Here is a 13685-nt window from a genome sequence, read left to right as displayed (position 1 = left end):
CGCGACGAGGTCTGTGCCCGTCGATTTTCGTCGGCCCGTCGGCCTTTAATCGTAATGTGATCAGTCGAAGCGGACACAGCAAAAGCGCCGCTATCGGCCGAAGTCCACACGATGGCAGGGAGTTCATGGGGCGCCAAAGTCGGGATGCGCTAACACGTTGTCTTTTCTGGTCGGAGTGGCAGGATCTGAACCTGCGACCGAACGAGCGGGTCCGCCAGCAAAAGCTCGGATTTCCGGTGCTTCCCGTCACCGCTGACGACGTCTGTCCATCTTTGTGTCCCGTCCCCAGGCAGCCACCGCGGCCGTAGCGCCAAAGCCAAGCATGCACTAACATTCCAGCTTGACCCTTTGGGGTTGGCCAGTGATCTGTTCAAATTGGGGACCCACCCATGACCAATCATTGCTGCGGACCGGGCTATGCTTCTCCAGCCGAGGCGATGACCGCACCTCGCGAAAAGCTGCTCTATACGATTGCCATCTACACCGGCACGGGCATTCAGAAGCCGGACTATTTGTGCACCATTGATGTCGACCCCGAGAGTTCGACCTACAGCCAAGTGATTTCACGCCTGCAAATGCCGGGCATTGGCGATGAGCTTCATCACTCGGGCTGGAATGCCTGTTCGTCGTGCCATGGCGATGCGAGCATGGAGCGGAAGTATTTGATTGTGCCGGGTGTGCGCTCGTCCAACCTGCACATTGTCGATTGCGGTACCGATCCTCGCAATCCGACACTATTCAAAGTCATAAGCGGCGCTGACATCAAAACCAGGACCAACTTGTCGGCACCGCACACGGTGCATTGCCTTGGCTCGGACATCATCGTTTCCATGCTTGGCGACGCTCAGGGCAATGCCCCCGGCGGCTATTTGCAGCTCAGCAAGGAGTTCGAGATCGTCGGCCGTTGGGAAAACTCCATGGGCGGCATCAAGTTTGGTTATGACTTCTGGTACCAGCCGCGACACAACGTAATGGTCAGTTCGGAGTGGGCCGCTCCCAACACCTTCATGCCGGGCTTTGACCTGGAAGAGGTTGGCCATCTGAAATATGGCCGAGAGATCCATTTCTGGGATTTTGAAAAGAAGGAGCCGAAGCAAACATTCTATCTCGGAGAAGATGGCCTGATCCCACTGGAAGTGCGGTTCCACCACAATCCCGATAGCAGTCACGGCTTTGTTGGCGCGGCCCTTTCAGCAAATATCATCCATTGGTGGAAGGATGCGGCGGGCGCTTGGCAATGGGAAAAAATTATTGATGTCGACAATGAGCCGCATCCCGAATGGCCGATCCCGATACCGGGCGTGATCTCGGTCATTCTGCTCAGCATGGACGATAGATACCTCTATTTGTGCAACTGGTTGCACGGCGACATCCGTCAGTACGACATCTCGGACCCTCACAATGCCAAGCTTACCGGACAAGTGTGGATGGGCGGACTTCTCGGCCGTGCGCCTGAGGTCAATGGCGTGAAAGTGACTGGCGGGCCCCAGATGATCCAGCTCAGCCTCGACGGCAAGCGCCTGTATGTGACGACCTCACTTTTCTCGACCTGGGACAACCAGTTCTATCCGGAAATCCGCACCAATGGCGGATGCATGCTGATGGTCAACTGCGATACGGAAAACGGCGGCATGGAAATCGATCCGCGATTTGTTGTCGATTTTGGCAAGGAACCAAATGGACCAAGCCGCTGCCACGAAACCCGTTATCCCGGCGGTGATTGCACGAGCGACATCTGGGTATGACCAGCTTCACCATCACTCTCGCCAATCAAGGCGGTGCGGCCTTTGACGTCGATCACCGCAAGCCCCTCTTGCAAAGCTTGCGCGAGCAGGGCGTGGATCTGCCCTATGGGTGCCAGTATGGCGGCTGCATAAGCTGTGCGGCCAAAATAATCAGCGGCAAAGTCAATCAACAAGCGCAGCGGGCGTTGAACAACCGCCAGATCAACAATGGCTACATAATCCTCTGCGTCGCGCGCCCTTTGAGCGACTGCACGCTGGAGGTCGGCGTTGAAAGCCACGACAAGCTCTACCGCAACCCCTTCCTTGACCCCCTGGCCGCGCATGAATTGAAAGCCGATATTGCGACCCCGTTGGACGAAGAGAAATGACCCATATGAACCATGATGAGCCCTATCCGGAGGCTTATCTGCAAGGAATTCTGAAATCGGTCAAAACCATCGCGATGGTGGGGGCCAGCCCCGATAAAACCAAGTTTTCCTATGGTGTACTCCGGGTGCTGCACGAGATCGGCTACGATATGATCCCCGTCAACCCCAGTCCCGGCCTGGATGAAATTCGAGGGCTTAAGGTGTACCCGTCGCTGGCGGCCATCGACCGGCCTGTGGATATGGTTGAGGTTTTTCGCCGTTCCGAAGATCTGTTGGACGTTGCTGAGGAGGCCATCGCCATTAATGCCAAGGTTCTGTGGGGTCAGATTGGGGTGCGCGATGACGCTGCCGCCCGGTTGGCGGAGGAAGCAGGCTTGAAAGTGGTAATGAACCGCTGTCCAAAGATCGAGTTGTTCCGCCCCTTCTGGAAGCCGAAGTTGCACCTGGGAATATGATTGCAGGTCACCGAATTCGGAGGTGTCGCGGCAACCGCCCCTGGTCTTGGATTGAATTCTACCCCAGGTACGATGCCAGATGGGCGCTGAGATCACGCGCGTCGTCGCCAGCGCCATCGATCAGCGCAGATTTGCGGCGGCGCAGAAACTGCATCCCCATCAGGTACATGCCCGGATGTTCAGCAACCCCGCCGTCGTGACGGACGTAACCCTTGCGGTCGAGGACCGGCAGCTCCAGCCACGAATAGTCCGGACGGTAGCCGGTGGCCCAGATGATCGTCCTGATCGCGCCGCTGGCGAGGTCGAGGCCGAGCGGCGGGTTGTCCTCGACATGGGTCGGCGGCGGGCGATCCGGCGGCCCGACCGTCGTGTCCAGGCCGTTGTCGCGCGCCCATTCGTCGATGAGGTCGAGCAGCCGGGCCATCTTCAGATCGGAAAGCGCGCACATGTTGCGCAACGACCCTGCAAACTGGGCCTTGCCGTCTTCGGTGATGCCGGCGAGACGACCGACGAGCCGGACGCCGAGGTGGACCAGCGAATTGAGGTCGAGGGTGGTGCGGTCGGGCGTGCCGGCAAGCTGCAGCGAAGGAACCCGTCGTGCCCGCCTGATGTCGTCTACCTCGTCGTAGCGCTCGTCGAGCACGCCGGCGGCGTCCATCCACCACTCCAGGTCCTTGCCGCGATAGACGCGGGGCGCCCGGATGTGCTCGCCCACCGACAGGGTCACTTGGCGCCCCGAACGTTGCAGTTCCTGAGCGATCTGGGTGCCGCTCGCCGACGCGCCCACCACCAACACGCCACCGTCGGCGACCTGACCCGGATTGCGGTAGGACTGCGCCGTCAGCATGGTGATCGACGGCGGCGCGCGGACGGCGAAATCGGGCAGGCGCGCGATGTTGCACGCGCCCGACGCCAGCACCACGGTCCGGCACCGCCACTCGCCGCGATCCGTGCGCACAAGATATCCCGCCCCGTCGCTGCGAACCGAGGTGACGGTCGTGTGGGTTCTGACCGGAGCCGAGATCGCCTTGGCATAGTCCCCAAGGAAATCGATCACCTCTGGCATCGTCCGGTAGCCATCGGGGTCGTCGCCATCATAGCGGAAGCCCGGTAGCCGGCTCTGCCAGTTCGGGGTGAGCAACCGCAGCGAATCCCACCGCTCGGTGCGCCAGGTATGGGCAATCTCGCCGCGCTCCAGCAGTACATGGTCGATCGAACGCTCCGCGAGGCAGCGGCTCATCGCGAGCCCCGCGTGCCCTGCACCGACGATCACGGTGGTGACGGAACTAATCGCGCCCTCTCAGAGTCTACGGCTCGAAGTGCCTTTCAATTCACCACGACCGTGACGTTCGTCGGATTGGTGACAATGTCATAAACCGCCGATCGCTTCTGCGACTGAGCGACGAGAGCCTCGATGTCCTCGGGCTTGGCGTCGGCGTCGATGTTGTACTTCACCGTGATGCCGCTGAAGCCGTTGCGGACGTCGCTATCGATGCCGAGTATGCCGGCGAGGTCCATGTCGCCTTCGATGGTCGCCTTCACCGACTTCAATTGGATGTTGCGGTTCTGGGCAACCGCGGCGATGCCGGCGGTCAGGCAACTCGCCAACCCGACCAGCACGTATTCGACGGGCGTGGCGCCCTTATCCAAGGAAGCGAAGACCTCCGGATGGTCGGCATCGAATGCGAACGTGGTCTTGCGATGCTGGTCCTGGCCGAGACCGTAGAAGCTCTCGACCGTCGAGTGGCTGTGGGTGCCATCCTTCCATTCGCAAGCCGCGCGCCACTTGAATTGCGCGGCTTCCGGAGCGTTGGAAAGCGCTTCCTTTGCGGCGAGCAGCGCCTCCACGTTAACGCCATTGTTGGCCTGTACTTCGGAAGCCATGATTATCCTCCCTATCTTGCACTGGCTCAAAAACCCGACCGATTCCACTGACCTCCTGATCAGATTTCACCATGGCCTGATATGGTATGGGTAGCGAAGTTTTTCTTCAAGGTGATTCCGCGATTCGCCTCTGGTACGACAAGGACGCGGAGGCTGCGGCCCCGCTTCTACGTCGAGACCTTCCCGATAGCGCAGTGGGGTGCCGTTCACCGTGGACGGTCGCCACCGCGACGAACTGATCGGCCGTACTTCGGGTCTTCCGCTTGCAGTGCTGCCATGCTTAAGTCGCGTAAATTCACATCAAATTATAGAGCTGCCACGTGATACCAATCTACATTGGGTATGACCCACGCGAATCCCGAGTTCTAGACGTAGCGCGATGGAGCGCCTACCGGCGGACAAGCACGCCGTTGCAGATACAGCCACTCGTGCTCAAAGACCTTGAAGCCCAAGGAATCATGAAGCGACCGATGGTGGTACGTGATGGCAAGCTCTGGTGCCCGATTTCCGAGGCGCCGATGTCGACCGAGTTTGCCATATCGCGCTTTGCCGTTCCGTTTATGAGGCAAGGCGGCTGGGCCATGTTCTGCGACTGTGACGTCCTGTTTCTGAAGGATCCAGTCAAGCTGCTCGACCTGGTCGATCCTTCCTACGCGATTATGGCGGTTAAGCACCAGCAACGCGAATCCGAAGCGGTCAAGATGGACGGGCAAACGCAGACGTTCTATCGCCGCAAAAACTGGTCGTCGGTCGTTTTGTGGAATCTGGATCATCCGGCCAACAAACGGCTGACCAACGAGATGCTCAATACGTGGCCCGGACGTGACCTCCACGCCTTCAAATGGCTTGAGGACCATGAGATCGGGGAATTGCCCCTGGCATGGAACTACCTCGTAGGGGCTTCGGCTACCGAACTCGACCCCGCCGATGTCTCGCTGGCGCACTATACGCTCGGCGGTCCTTGGTTTGCTGGCTGGTCCGGCGCTACGCAATGGGACGAATTGTGGAGCCGAGAAGAGAGCATTCTGCGCGCGTTTGAGGAACATGCGGTTCAGATTCCCGCATGAAAACTCCGCTTTCAGATCTCTTGCCAACCTTCTCAAAGCCAATTCTTCGCTTGCCCAGTGTCACGGGCCCCGCCTTGGTGATGGGGGCAGCGCCGAATTTTCGCCTCCCGCAGGGACATGATGCCGATTGGGGACTGGTGACGGTCAATGCTTCCCAGCTTTTGGCGGAAACCTTCGGTCTACCAGTTCCCGACATCGCCCTGATCCGCCGCGGCATTTTGGTCGGCCAGGACGAGCAGGATTTTTACAAGCGTGATTTGTTGAAAGGACGGCAGGCAAAGCATCTGATCGTCCCGGTTTGGCCGGACGTTGAGGACAAGCTGGAAGCCGGTTGTCGCACCTTTGATTATCGTTATGACACCTTGCAGGCGCTTACCAAATGGCAGCTTGCCAACATCGTCTGGCGGCTTAGCGGCAAATATCATGTGTCCCGCGGCTGGCACCGGAAAATCTCCACCGGAGCCTTCGCGATCATGCTGGCGCGTTTCGCCGGTTTCGCTCCTGTTGTCGTCAGCGGGTTTTCCCTGTCCCAAGCCGGGCATGGATACGACACCCGAAATGCCTTTCGATATCATGCCGACGAAGATGCGGATTTGCTTCGACGGGTGGTGAAAAGAGGCGAGCCAATCTACGCAGAGGATAGGGACTTCGCGGCAGAAAGTGGATTGCCCTTGTGGCAGGGACAGATGCCATGACGACGACAGACGACCTTGCTTCGCTGACGAAAAGAGAGATATCCATTAGCCGGAACCGTGAGCTCGATTGGACGTTGGGCGCCCACCAATGACCAATTTGACCCGCCGCCCTTCGTGAGGTCGATGTGCTGAATATCTCGATGGCTGATCGGCTGGCTATCAAGTCCATTCTCGTTATTCAGACGAAGTACATCGGGGATGTCATTCTGACCTCGGCGCTCGTGCGAAATCTGCGCCTCGCTTACCCAAACGCTGCGATAGCCATGCTTTGCGCTTCTGGCCTGCGAGACTTCGTAGTCAGCCAGAATATCGCAGACGAGGCTATCGGATTCGACCGTCGAGGTGCTGGTAGAAGTCTGCCTCAGCGAGTGAAGGAATATTCAAGCCTGGTCGCTGACCTGCGCCGCCGAAAATTCGATCTCACCATTGATTTAACTGACTCGAAGACATCACGGATACTGCACAGGTCAATCGGCGCCCCCCTGCGCGTTGGTTACAATCCCCCGGAAAAGCCCCTGAAATTTTGGGAAGTTCAGCCTGCTAATATATTTGCTGAAACCTTCGGCTATGGAGGCGTGCACTACTTGTACCGATATCTGTCCCCGCTTGAAGCGCTTGGGATAGAATTGCGAGAAGTGACACCGAGGCTAGAACCCACACCAGTCGGGCGAAGCGCATCTACCCAGATTCTGGCGCAAAGCAATCTGGCCGTAAAGGCTTTCGTCGCAGTACACGCTGGAGCAAGGTTCGAAGGGCGGTGTTGGCAACCTGAACGGTTCGCTGCAGTAATCGACGAGGTTTATGCAACCAAGGGCCTGCGGTCATTGCTGATTGGTGGACCTGATGAGAGCGCAACCGCGCAAGCTATCTTGAATGTGGCAGTGTCACCATTGGTGAGCGTTGTTGGCAAAGCCTCGCTTGAGACACTAACAGCATTGCTTTCGGATGCATTTATCTTTCTGGGAAACGAGAGCGGCCCAATGCACATGGCTGCGTCAGTCGGAACTCCAGTTGTGGGCCTGTATGGCCTGACGCCCCCCGACATCTGGGGGCCTTTTGGGGTGCTTCACCGCACCGTTGAGCCGCCGTTGCCTTGCCAGTGTGTTGCGCCCGGATTGTGCAAACCCGACAACCCGGGCGGCGTCTACTGCGTTCATCGACTACCAGTTGCCAAGGTTGCTCAAGCGACACGAGACTTGATAGATGCAGTGAGACAACAGGCGAACAAGACGGCCAATTGAACCTACAGCCATGACCGGCCCGCTTGAAACCGTGAAGAAGGCCCTGCAGGCCTATGTCGACAAGGATCGTGCGCTCATCGATTCGGTGATCGGCAGGGCCGTACGGCTTCACCAGTTCGCTCGACAACGCGCTCAGTCGCGAAATCGATTTTGAACGCTGCTGGCTGTCGGTGGGGGCGCCAAAGTCGGGATGCGCTAACACATTGTTTTTTCTGGTCGGAGTGGCAGGATTTGAACCTGCGACCCCCTCGTCCCGAACGAGGTGCGCTACCAGGCTGCGCTACACTCCGTGACCAGACCGCGGGCTTATAGCCGCCGCACTTCGTTCCTGCAAGCGGCAATGGCAGTGGTTCTGTCGCATTTTGTCGTCTTTCGTTGGGCATTCCCGGAAAGCCCGGATTTCCACCCGGAATAAACCGGGCTTAAAGCCTTGTGTGCTAAATCCCCGCCTGGATGGATCGTATTTCTGCCGCCTGGAGCTTTGCTGTCTTGCCCCCAAAAATCGTTGGCGAAGCCCGCCCCAACAGCTTCGAGTTCGAAACCGAGGCGCTGATCAAGGCGTCGGGTTTTCGCGAATACGACGCGCGCTGGTGGTTCGGTCATGCAGGGTCCACGCAGCCGCCGGAGCTTAATCTGATCGGAGTCCAGGCGCTGGGCATGGGGCTCGGCACGCTGATCCGCCGTCTCGGCGCCGGACCCGATATCGTCACCGGGCACGATTTCCGTTCCTATTCGCTGTCGATCAAACTGGCGCTGGTCACCGGCCTGATGGCCGCTGGTGCAAGGGTGAGGGATATCGGCCTGGCGCTGTCGCCGATGGCCTATTTCGCCCAGTTCGCACTGGATACGCCGTCCGTCGCCATGGTCACCGCCTCACACAACGAGAATGGCTGGACCGGCGTCAAGATGGGCGCGGCGCGGCCGCTGACCTTCGGCCCGGAGGAGATGAGTTCCTTGAAGAACATTGTGCTGGCTGGCGACTTCGACCTCGCCGGCGGCGGCTCCTATGACTTCGTCCGCGATTTCCGCGCGACCTACCTCGATGATCTGACCCGCGACAAGCGCATCACCCGGAAGCTGAAAGTGGTCGCCGCTTGCGGCAATGGGACCGCCGGCGCCTTTGCCCCGGAAGCCTTGCTGCGCATCGGCTGCGAGGTCGTCCCGCTCGATGTCGAACTCGACCACACCTTCCCGCGCTACAATCCCAATCCCGAGGACATGCGGATGCTGCATGCCATCAGGGACAAGGTGCTGGAGACGGGCGCCGATGTCGGGCTCGGCTTCGACGGCGATGGCGACCGCTGCGGCGTCGTCGACAATGAAGGCAACGAGATTTTTGCCGACAAGGTCGGCGTCATGCTGGCGCGCGATATTTCGCTGCTCCACCCGGGCTCGACCTTCGTCGTCGACGTCAAGTCGACCGGCCTGTTCAACACCGACGCGGTGCTGCGCGCCAACGGCGCCGTCACCGACTATTGGAAGACCGGCCACTCCTACATCAAGCGCCGCGTTGCAGAGCTCGGCGCCGTCGCCGGCTTCGAAAAGTCAGGCCATTTCTTCTTCAATCCACCGATCGGGCGCGGCTATGACGACGGGTTGGTCACGGCCATCGCCATCTGCCAGATGCTGGATCGCAGTCCCGGCATTTCGATGGCCGACCTCTACCGGGCGCTGCCGCTGACCTTCGGCACGCCGACCATGTCACCGCACTGCGCCGACGATGTGAAGTATGGCGTGGTCGAGCGGGTGGTTGCCGATTTTCAAGCCATGAAGCGCGATGGCGTAAGCTTCGCCGGCCAGAAGATCATTGATCTGATCACCGTCAACGGCGTGCGTGTCGTCGCCGAGGACGGCACCTGGGGCCTTGTGCGCGCCTCGTCGAACAAGCCGGAGCTTGTCGTCGTCGTCGAAAGCCCGGTGTCGTCGCAGCGCCGCCGGCAGATGTTCGACGCTGTCGACGCCGTGCTGCGACGCAGCCCCGAAGTCGGCGCCTACAACCAGACTTTCTAGCTGCAGGATCTAGTCACTTCGCGATTGTCAGGGACAGGGTACTCAGCCGGCGGAAGCGGTCTGCCCCAGGGCGGTCCAGTCGAACGCTCGCGCCCAGTCGGCAAAACTGTGCCAGCGGACCTCGGGGAAATCCTTGCGCAAGGCGGCGATATCGACGTCGTAGCCGGCGCGGTCGAACCATTCGAACATCAGGGCCGCATCCTCGATTTGCTGGCGGGCCACGGTGAGCGGGATTTCCTGATAGCGGATCGGGCGACCGATGGCCTCGGACAGGATTTTCGCTTGCTCTTCGCCTGACAATTCGTCCCCGGCGAAATCGAAGCGCTTGCCGAACACCTGTTCTCGCCGCTCGGCCAAGGCGGCGACGAAGCCGCCGATGTCCGCCAGCGAGACCAGTTGGAGGACGCGTTTGGGAGGCATCGCGAAGGCATAAGTGCCCTGGCTGAGCGCGCCGATCGACCATGGCGCGACGACATTCTCCATGAAGGCGGCCGGCGCGCTGATCGTGTAGGGGATGCCGAGCCCGACGATATGTTTCTCGACCAGATATTTGCTTTCGAAATGTGGGATGCCGGTCTTCTTGTCGGCGTCGGCAACGGATGAATAGATCAAATGTCCGACGCCGGCAGCCTTGGCCGCGTCGGCGGCGATGATCCCCTGACGGGTTTCCTCCTGCATGCCTGCCTCATAGCTGTTGCCCATCAGGAACATGGTGTCGACGTCTTTTGCGGCCCTCACGACGGAGGCCGCGTCAGCGAGATCACCGGCCACGATCTCGGCGCCCGCAGACGCCAGTTGCCGTGCGGCTTCACTGTCGGGCTGGCGCGTCAGTGCCTTGACGCGATGTCCCCTGGACAACACGGCGCGTGCAACCGCACCGCCTTGCTGGCCTGTCGCGCCGGTCACCAGGATGTTTCGTTTGCTGGCCATGGTGTGTGTTCCTTCTTGTTTGGCTGCAGCAAAGTTAGGATCTTCCGCATTGATGCATAATTGGCTATAATTGGGAAACATCGTCCCAATCTTAGATACAATGATCGATCTCAACGATATCGTCGTGTTTGCTCGCGTCGTCGAAGCCGGCAGTTTCACTGCTGCCGCGCGCCTGCTCGCCATGCCCAAGACGACAGTCAGCCGCCGCATTGCCGCGCTCGAACGCGAAGTCGGCGTCCGCCTGCTGCAGCGCACCACACGTAGCCTCAACCTGACGGATGCCGGGCGTCTCTACTATGAGCAGAGCAGCCAAGGCCTGCGCACCATCGAGGAGGCAAATCTGCGCCTGGCGGAGGCGAGGGCGGAGCCGTCGGGCACGATTCGCATTTCGGCCCCGGTCGGTTTTGGCGGCCATTTCCTCATCCGCGCCGTGGTCGACTTTCTCGCACTGTATCCGAAGACCAATGTCGAGCTCCGCCTCACCGACGACAGGCTCAACCTGGTCGAGGACGGCATAGACCTCGCTTTCCGCACTGGGGTCCTTCAGGATTCGACGCTGATCGCCCGCAAGCTCGGCTCCACGCACCGGCTGCTCGGCGCCAGCCCGGACTATCTCGCGCGGCACGGCACGCCGCAAAGGCCGGCGGACCTCACGCACCATCAATGCGTCATCGCAGGCACTTCGGCCTCTGGTGCCCATTGGGTGCTGGAAGGGCCCCACGGCCAGGAAACGGTCATGGTGACAGGGCGTTTTGCCGCCAATGAAATGCAGGCGGTCGTTGCGGCCGCGCTCGCCGGCTTCGGCATCGCCCAATTGCCCCAGGCGATGGCCGAAGGGCTGATCAAGGAGGGGCGACTGCAGCGCCTTCTCGCGGATTACACGACACCGGCCGGCGGCCTGCATGCCCTCTATCCGAGCAGCCGCCACCTTTCGCCCCTGGTCAGCGCATTTATCGAGCTCGCATCCAAACGCATTTCCAATGGGATAAACACCGCTTAAGGCTTGTGTAGTAGCACCGGCCAAATTGCCTCTGAGCGCGAGACCCGAATGACCGATCGGATCGTTAGTTTTGTCATGAGCGGCGGTATCGGCTCGCGGCTCTGGCCGCTGTCGCGCGAGGACAACCCCAAGCAGTTCCACGATCTGTCTGGCGATGGCTCGATGCTGGCCAAGACCTTGCGCCGGCTGACGGCGCGGCCGGAGGGCGACACGCCCATCTTCCTGATCGCCTCGGAGCGCCATGCCGACCGCGTCCGCGCCGACCTTGCTGGCCTCGATCTCGCCGGCGGCGGGCCGTTGTTCGAGCCGACCGGCCGCAACACCGCCGCCGCCGTCGCGCTGGCGACGCTGCGCACGCTGTCCGAATTCGGCGACAGCCTGGTGCTGGTGGTGCCGTCGGATCACGAGATCAACACCCCGCGCCAATTCTGGCAGAGTGTCGAAGCCGGCGCCGAGGCAGCGCGCGCCGACCGGCTGGTGGTGTTCGGCGTCAAGCCGACGCAGCCCGAGACCGGCTACGGCTATATCGAAGTCGCGGCCGAAAGTGGCGGCACCTTCGACGTGTCGCGCTTCGTCGAAAAGCCGGACCTTGCGACGGCGCAAAACTATCTCCAGGCCGGAAATTTCTATTGGAATACCGGCATCTTCCTGTTTCGCGCCGGCGCCATGCGCGACGCCTTCGCGGCGTTCCAGCCCGATATCTGGCAGGCCACCGAAGCGGCCTACAGAGCGGCGACATCGGATCTGTCCGGTCTCTATATGCCGCTCGAACTCTATGGAGCCATCCCGTCGAACTCGATCGACTACGCCATCATGGAGCGGGCAAAGGACATCGCCATGGTGCCGGCCGGCTTCCGCTGGAACGATCTCGGCTCCTGGCAGTCGCTGCTCGATGTCGGCCCCGCCGACGACCAGGGCAATGTCGTCATCGGCGATGTCGTCGCCATCGACTGCGAGAACTCCTACATCCGCAGCGACGGCCGGCTGCTGTCGGCGATCGGCATGAAGGACGTTGCCATCGTCTCGACATCAGACGCCACCTTCGTCGCCCCGGTCAGCCACAGCCAGCACGTCAAGAAGATCGTCGAACAGCTCGAGAGATCGGGCCGGCTGGAAACCCGGTTCACACCGGCGCATGACCGCGTCATCGAAAGCGGCGCCTGGCGGCGGCGCGTGCATCACTGGCTGTTTCAGGAGACCTTGCCGCTCTGGTCGACATCGGGCGTCGACGAGCGCCATGGCGGTTTTCACGAAGCGCTCGGCCTTGATGCTTCGCCGCTGATGAAGCCCAAGCGCATGCGCACCATGGCAAGGCAGGTCTATGCCTTCGCCGTTGCCAAAGCGCGCGGCTGGGACGGTCCGGCCGACCGGCTGATCAGCCACGGCATCGACTTCGTGGCCAAAAATGGCCGCACCGACAAAGGCGGCTGGGTGCGCACGCTGAACGTCGACGGCTCCGTCGCCGACGCCACCGAGGATGCCTACGATCATTCCTGCGTGCTGCTGGCACTCGCGCACGCGCATATGTCGGGCAATCCCGACGCCTTGCGGCTTGGTCAGGAAACCTTAGCTTTCCTCGACACATATCTCGAGGACAGCCGCCTGACCGGCTTCCTCGAGACGTCGGACGGGGAGGGCGAGCGACGCTCCAATCCGCACATGCATCTGCTCGAGGCCTTTCTCGCCTGGTATCAGGCGACCGGCGAGCGCACCCATCTGCGCCGTGCGGCGCGTATCATCGAACTGTTCCGCAGCCATTTCTTCGATGCCGAAAGCTGGACCCTCGGCGAATATTTCGATGCCGAATGGAAACCGTCCGCCGGCGAGAAGGGGGCCTGGACCGAGCCCGGCCACCATTTCGAATGGGCCTCGCTGCTGGTCGATTTCGCCGGACGCAGCGGCCAGGCGGATTTAAGCGGCTTCGCCCGAAAACTCTATGCCTCGGCCATCGCCAACGGCCTCAACCGCGCCACTGGTCTTGCCTATGGCGCCGTCTCCAGGCAAGGCCTGCCGCTCGACCGCGTCTCCCGCAGCTGGCCGCAGGCCGAAGCGGTCAAGGCGGCAATTGCGCTGGATGGCTCGGGCGGGCCCGACCTCAAGCCCGAAATCGAGGAACGCGTTGGCCGCCTGTTCCGCTGGCACATCGACCCGGCGCCGCTCGGCCTGTGGATCGACCGCATCGATGAACGCGGCCGCTCGCTGGCGACCGATGTGCCGGCCAGCATCTTCTATCACCTGGTTTGTGCGCTGACCCAGTATCTGGACAGCACGGCGCAAAAGGCGACGTAGG

The 13685-nt window shown here is 60.9% G+C and carries 12 protein-coding genes and 1 tRNA gene; 9 read left to right on the top strand and 4 right to left on the bottom strand.

What is annotated here, in order from left to right; all coding sequences use genetic code 11:
* Nucleotides 1-389 precede the first annotated feature (389 nt).
* Genes HNQ71_RS04275 through HNQ71_RS04265 form a run of 3 tightly spaced genes read left to right on the top strand, consistent with a single transcriptional unit; the run spans nucleotide 390 to nucleotide 2568 of the window.
* Nucleotides 390-1745, top strand: a complete 1356-nt coding sequence (locus tag HNQ71_RS04275; protein ID WP_184871320.1) for a selenium-binding family protein — start codon at nucleotides 390-392, stop codon at nucleotides 1743-1745.
* Nucleotides 1742-2113, top strand: coding sequence for a 2Fe-2S iron-sulfur cluster-binding protein (locus HNQ71_RS04270; protein WP_184871319.1), 372 nt, complete (start codon nucleotides 1742-1744; stop codon nucleotides 2111-2113). Before HNQ71_RS04275 ends, HNQ71_RS04270 begins: the two co-directional genes overlap by 4 nt.
* A gap of 5 nt (nucleotides 2114-2118) precedes the next feature.
* A complete protein-coding gene (locus HNQ71_RS04265; RefSeq protein ID WP_184872230.1) occupies nucleotides 2119-2568 on the top strand; it encodes a CoA-binding protein in 450 nt (149 codons plus the stop codon).
* Nucleotides 2569-2626: 58 nt separating this feature from the next.
* Here HNQ71_RS04265 and HNQ71_RS04260 read toward each other — a convergent pair whose 3' ends face one another.
* The gene (locus HNQ71_RS04260; RefSeq protein ID WP_343068031.1) at nucleotides 2627-3841 is read right to left on the bottom strand and encodes an NAD(P)-binding domain-containing protein; all 1215 of its coding nucleotides are present in this window, start codon (nucleotides 3839-3841) and stop codon (nucleotides 2627-2629) included.
* 53 nt (nucleotides 3842-3894) lie between these two features.
* Entirely contained in the window at nucleotides 3895-4452 is a 558-nt protein-coding gene (locus HNQ71_RS04255; protein WP_095089778.1) for an OsmC family protein, read from the bottom strand.
* Nucleotides 4453-4880: 428 nt separating this feature from the next.
* Here HNQ71_RS04255 and HNQ71_RS04250 point away from each other — a divergent pair, with 428 nt between their 5' ends.
* The 3 genes from HNQ71_RS04250 (at nucleotide 4881) to HNQ71_RS04240 (ending at nucleotide 7455) form a co-directional block, all read left to right on the top strand.
* Nucleotides 4881-5519: a hypothetical protein gene (locus tag HNQ71_RS04250; RefSeq protein WP_245331086.1), complete on the top strand. Its 639-nt coding sequence runs from the start codon at nucleotides 4881-4883 to the stop codon at nucleotides 5517-5519.
* Nucleotides 5516-6214, top strand: a complete 699-nt coding sequence (locus HNQ71_RS04245) for a hypothetical protein (protein WP_184871318.1) — start codon at nucleotides 5516-5518, stop codon at nucleotides 6212-6214. The genes HNQ71_RS04250 and HNQ71_RS04245 overlap by 4 nt, the downstream gene beginning before the upstream one ends.
* A 140-nt stretch (nucleotides 6215-6354) precedes the next feature.
* Entirely contained in the window at nucleotides 6355-7455 is a 1101-nt protein-coding gene (locus HNQ71_RS04240; RefSeq protein ID WP_184871317.1) for a glycosyltransferase family 9 protein, read from the top strand.
* Between the two features lie 213 nt (nucleotides 7456-7668).
* Here HNQ71_RS04240 and HNQ71_RS04235 read toward each other — a convergent pair.
* A tRNA-Pro gene (locus tag HNQ71_RS04235) sits at nucleotides 7669-7745 on the bottom strand.
* Nucleotides 7746-7944: 199 nt separating this feature from the next.
* Between HNQ71_RS04235 and HNQ71_RS04230 the strand changes: the two genes are divergently transcribed.
* Complete coding sequence (locus HNQ71_RS04230) at nucleotides 7945-9465, top strand: phosphomannomutase/phosphoglucomutase (protein WP_184871316.1); 1521 nt, start codon at nucleotides 7945-7947, stop codon at nucleotides 9463-9465.
* A 42-nt stretch (nucleotides 9466-9507) separates the two neighbouring features.
* On the opposite strand, the gene HNQ71_RS04225 is transcribed toward HNQ71_RS04230, so the two are convergent.
* Nucleotides 9508-10395: an NmrA/HSCARG family protein gene (locus HNQ71_RS04225; RefSeq protein ID WP_184871315.1), complete on the bottom strand. Its 888-nt coding sequence runs from the start codon at nucleotides 10393-10395 to the stop codon at nucleotides 9508-9510.
* 100 nt (nucleotides 10396-10495) lie between these two features.
* On the opposite strand from HNQ71_RS04225, the gene HNQ71_RS04220 reads away from it, so the two are divergent.
* Both HNQ71_RS04220 and HNQ71_RS04215 read left to right on the top strand, forming a co-directional pair.
* Nucleotides 10496-11395 carry a LysR family transcriptional regulator gene (locus HNQ71_RS04220; protein WP_184871314.1) on the top strand — a complete coding sequence of 300 codons (900 nt, stop codon included), beginning with the start codon at nucleotides 10496-10498 and terminating at the stop codon, nucleotides 11393-11395.
* 48 nt (nucleotides 11396-11443) lie between these two features.
* The gene (locus HNQ71_RS04215) at nucleotides 11444-13684 is read left to right on the top strand and encodes a mannose-1-phosphate guanylyltransferase/mannose-6-phosphate isomerase (RefSeq protein ID WP_184871313.1); all 2241 of its coding nucleotides are present in this window, start codon (nucleotides 11444-11446) and stop codon (nucleotides 13682-13684) included.
* Nucleotide 13685 lies beyond the last annotated feature (1 nt).

The organism is Mesorhizobium sangaii, from assembly GCF_014207355.1.
GTDB classification, from domain to species: domain Bacteria; phylum Pseudomonadota; class Alphaproteobacteria; order Rhizobiales; family Rhizobiaceae; genus Mesorhizobium; species Mesorhizobium sangaii.
The sequence above is the reverse complement of the archived record's forward strand: the minus strand, read 5'-3'. Positions and strand labels throughout refer to the sequence as shown.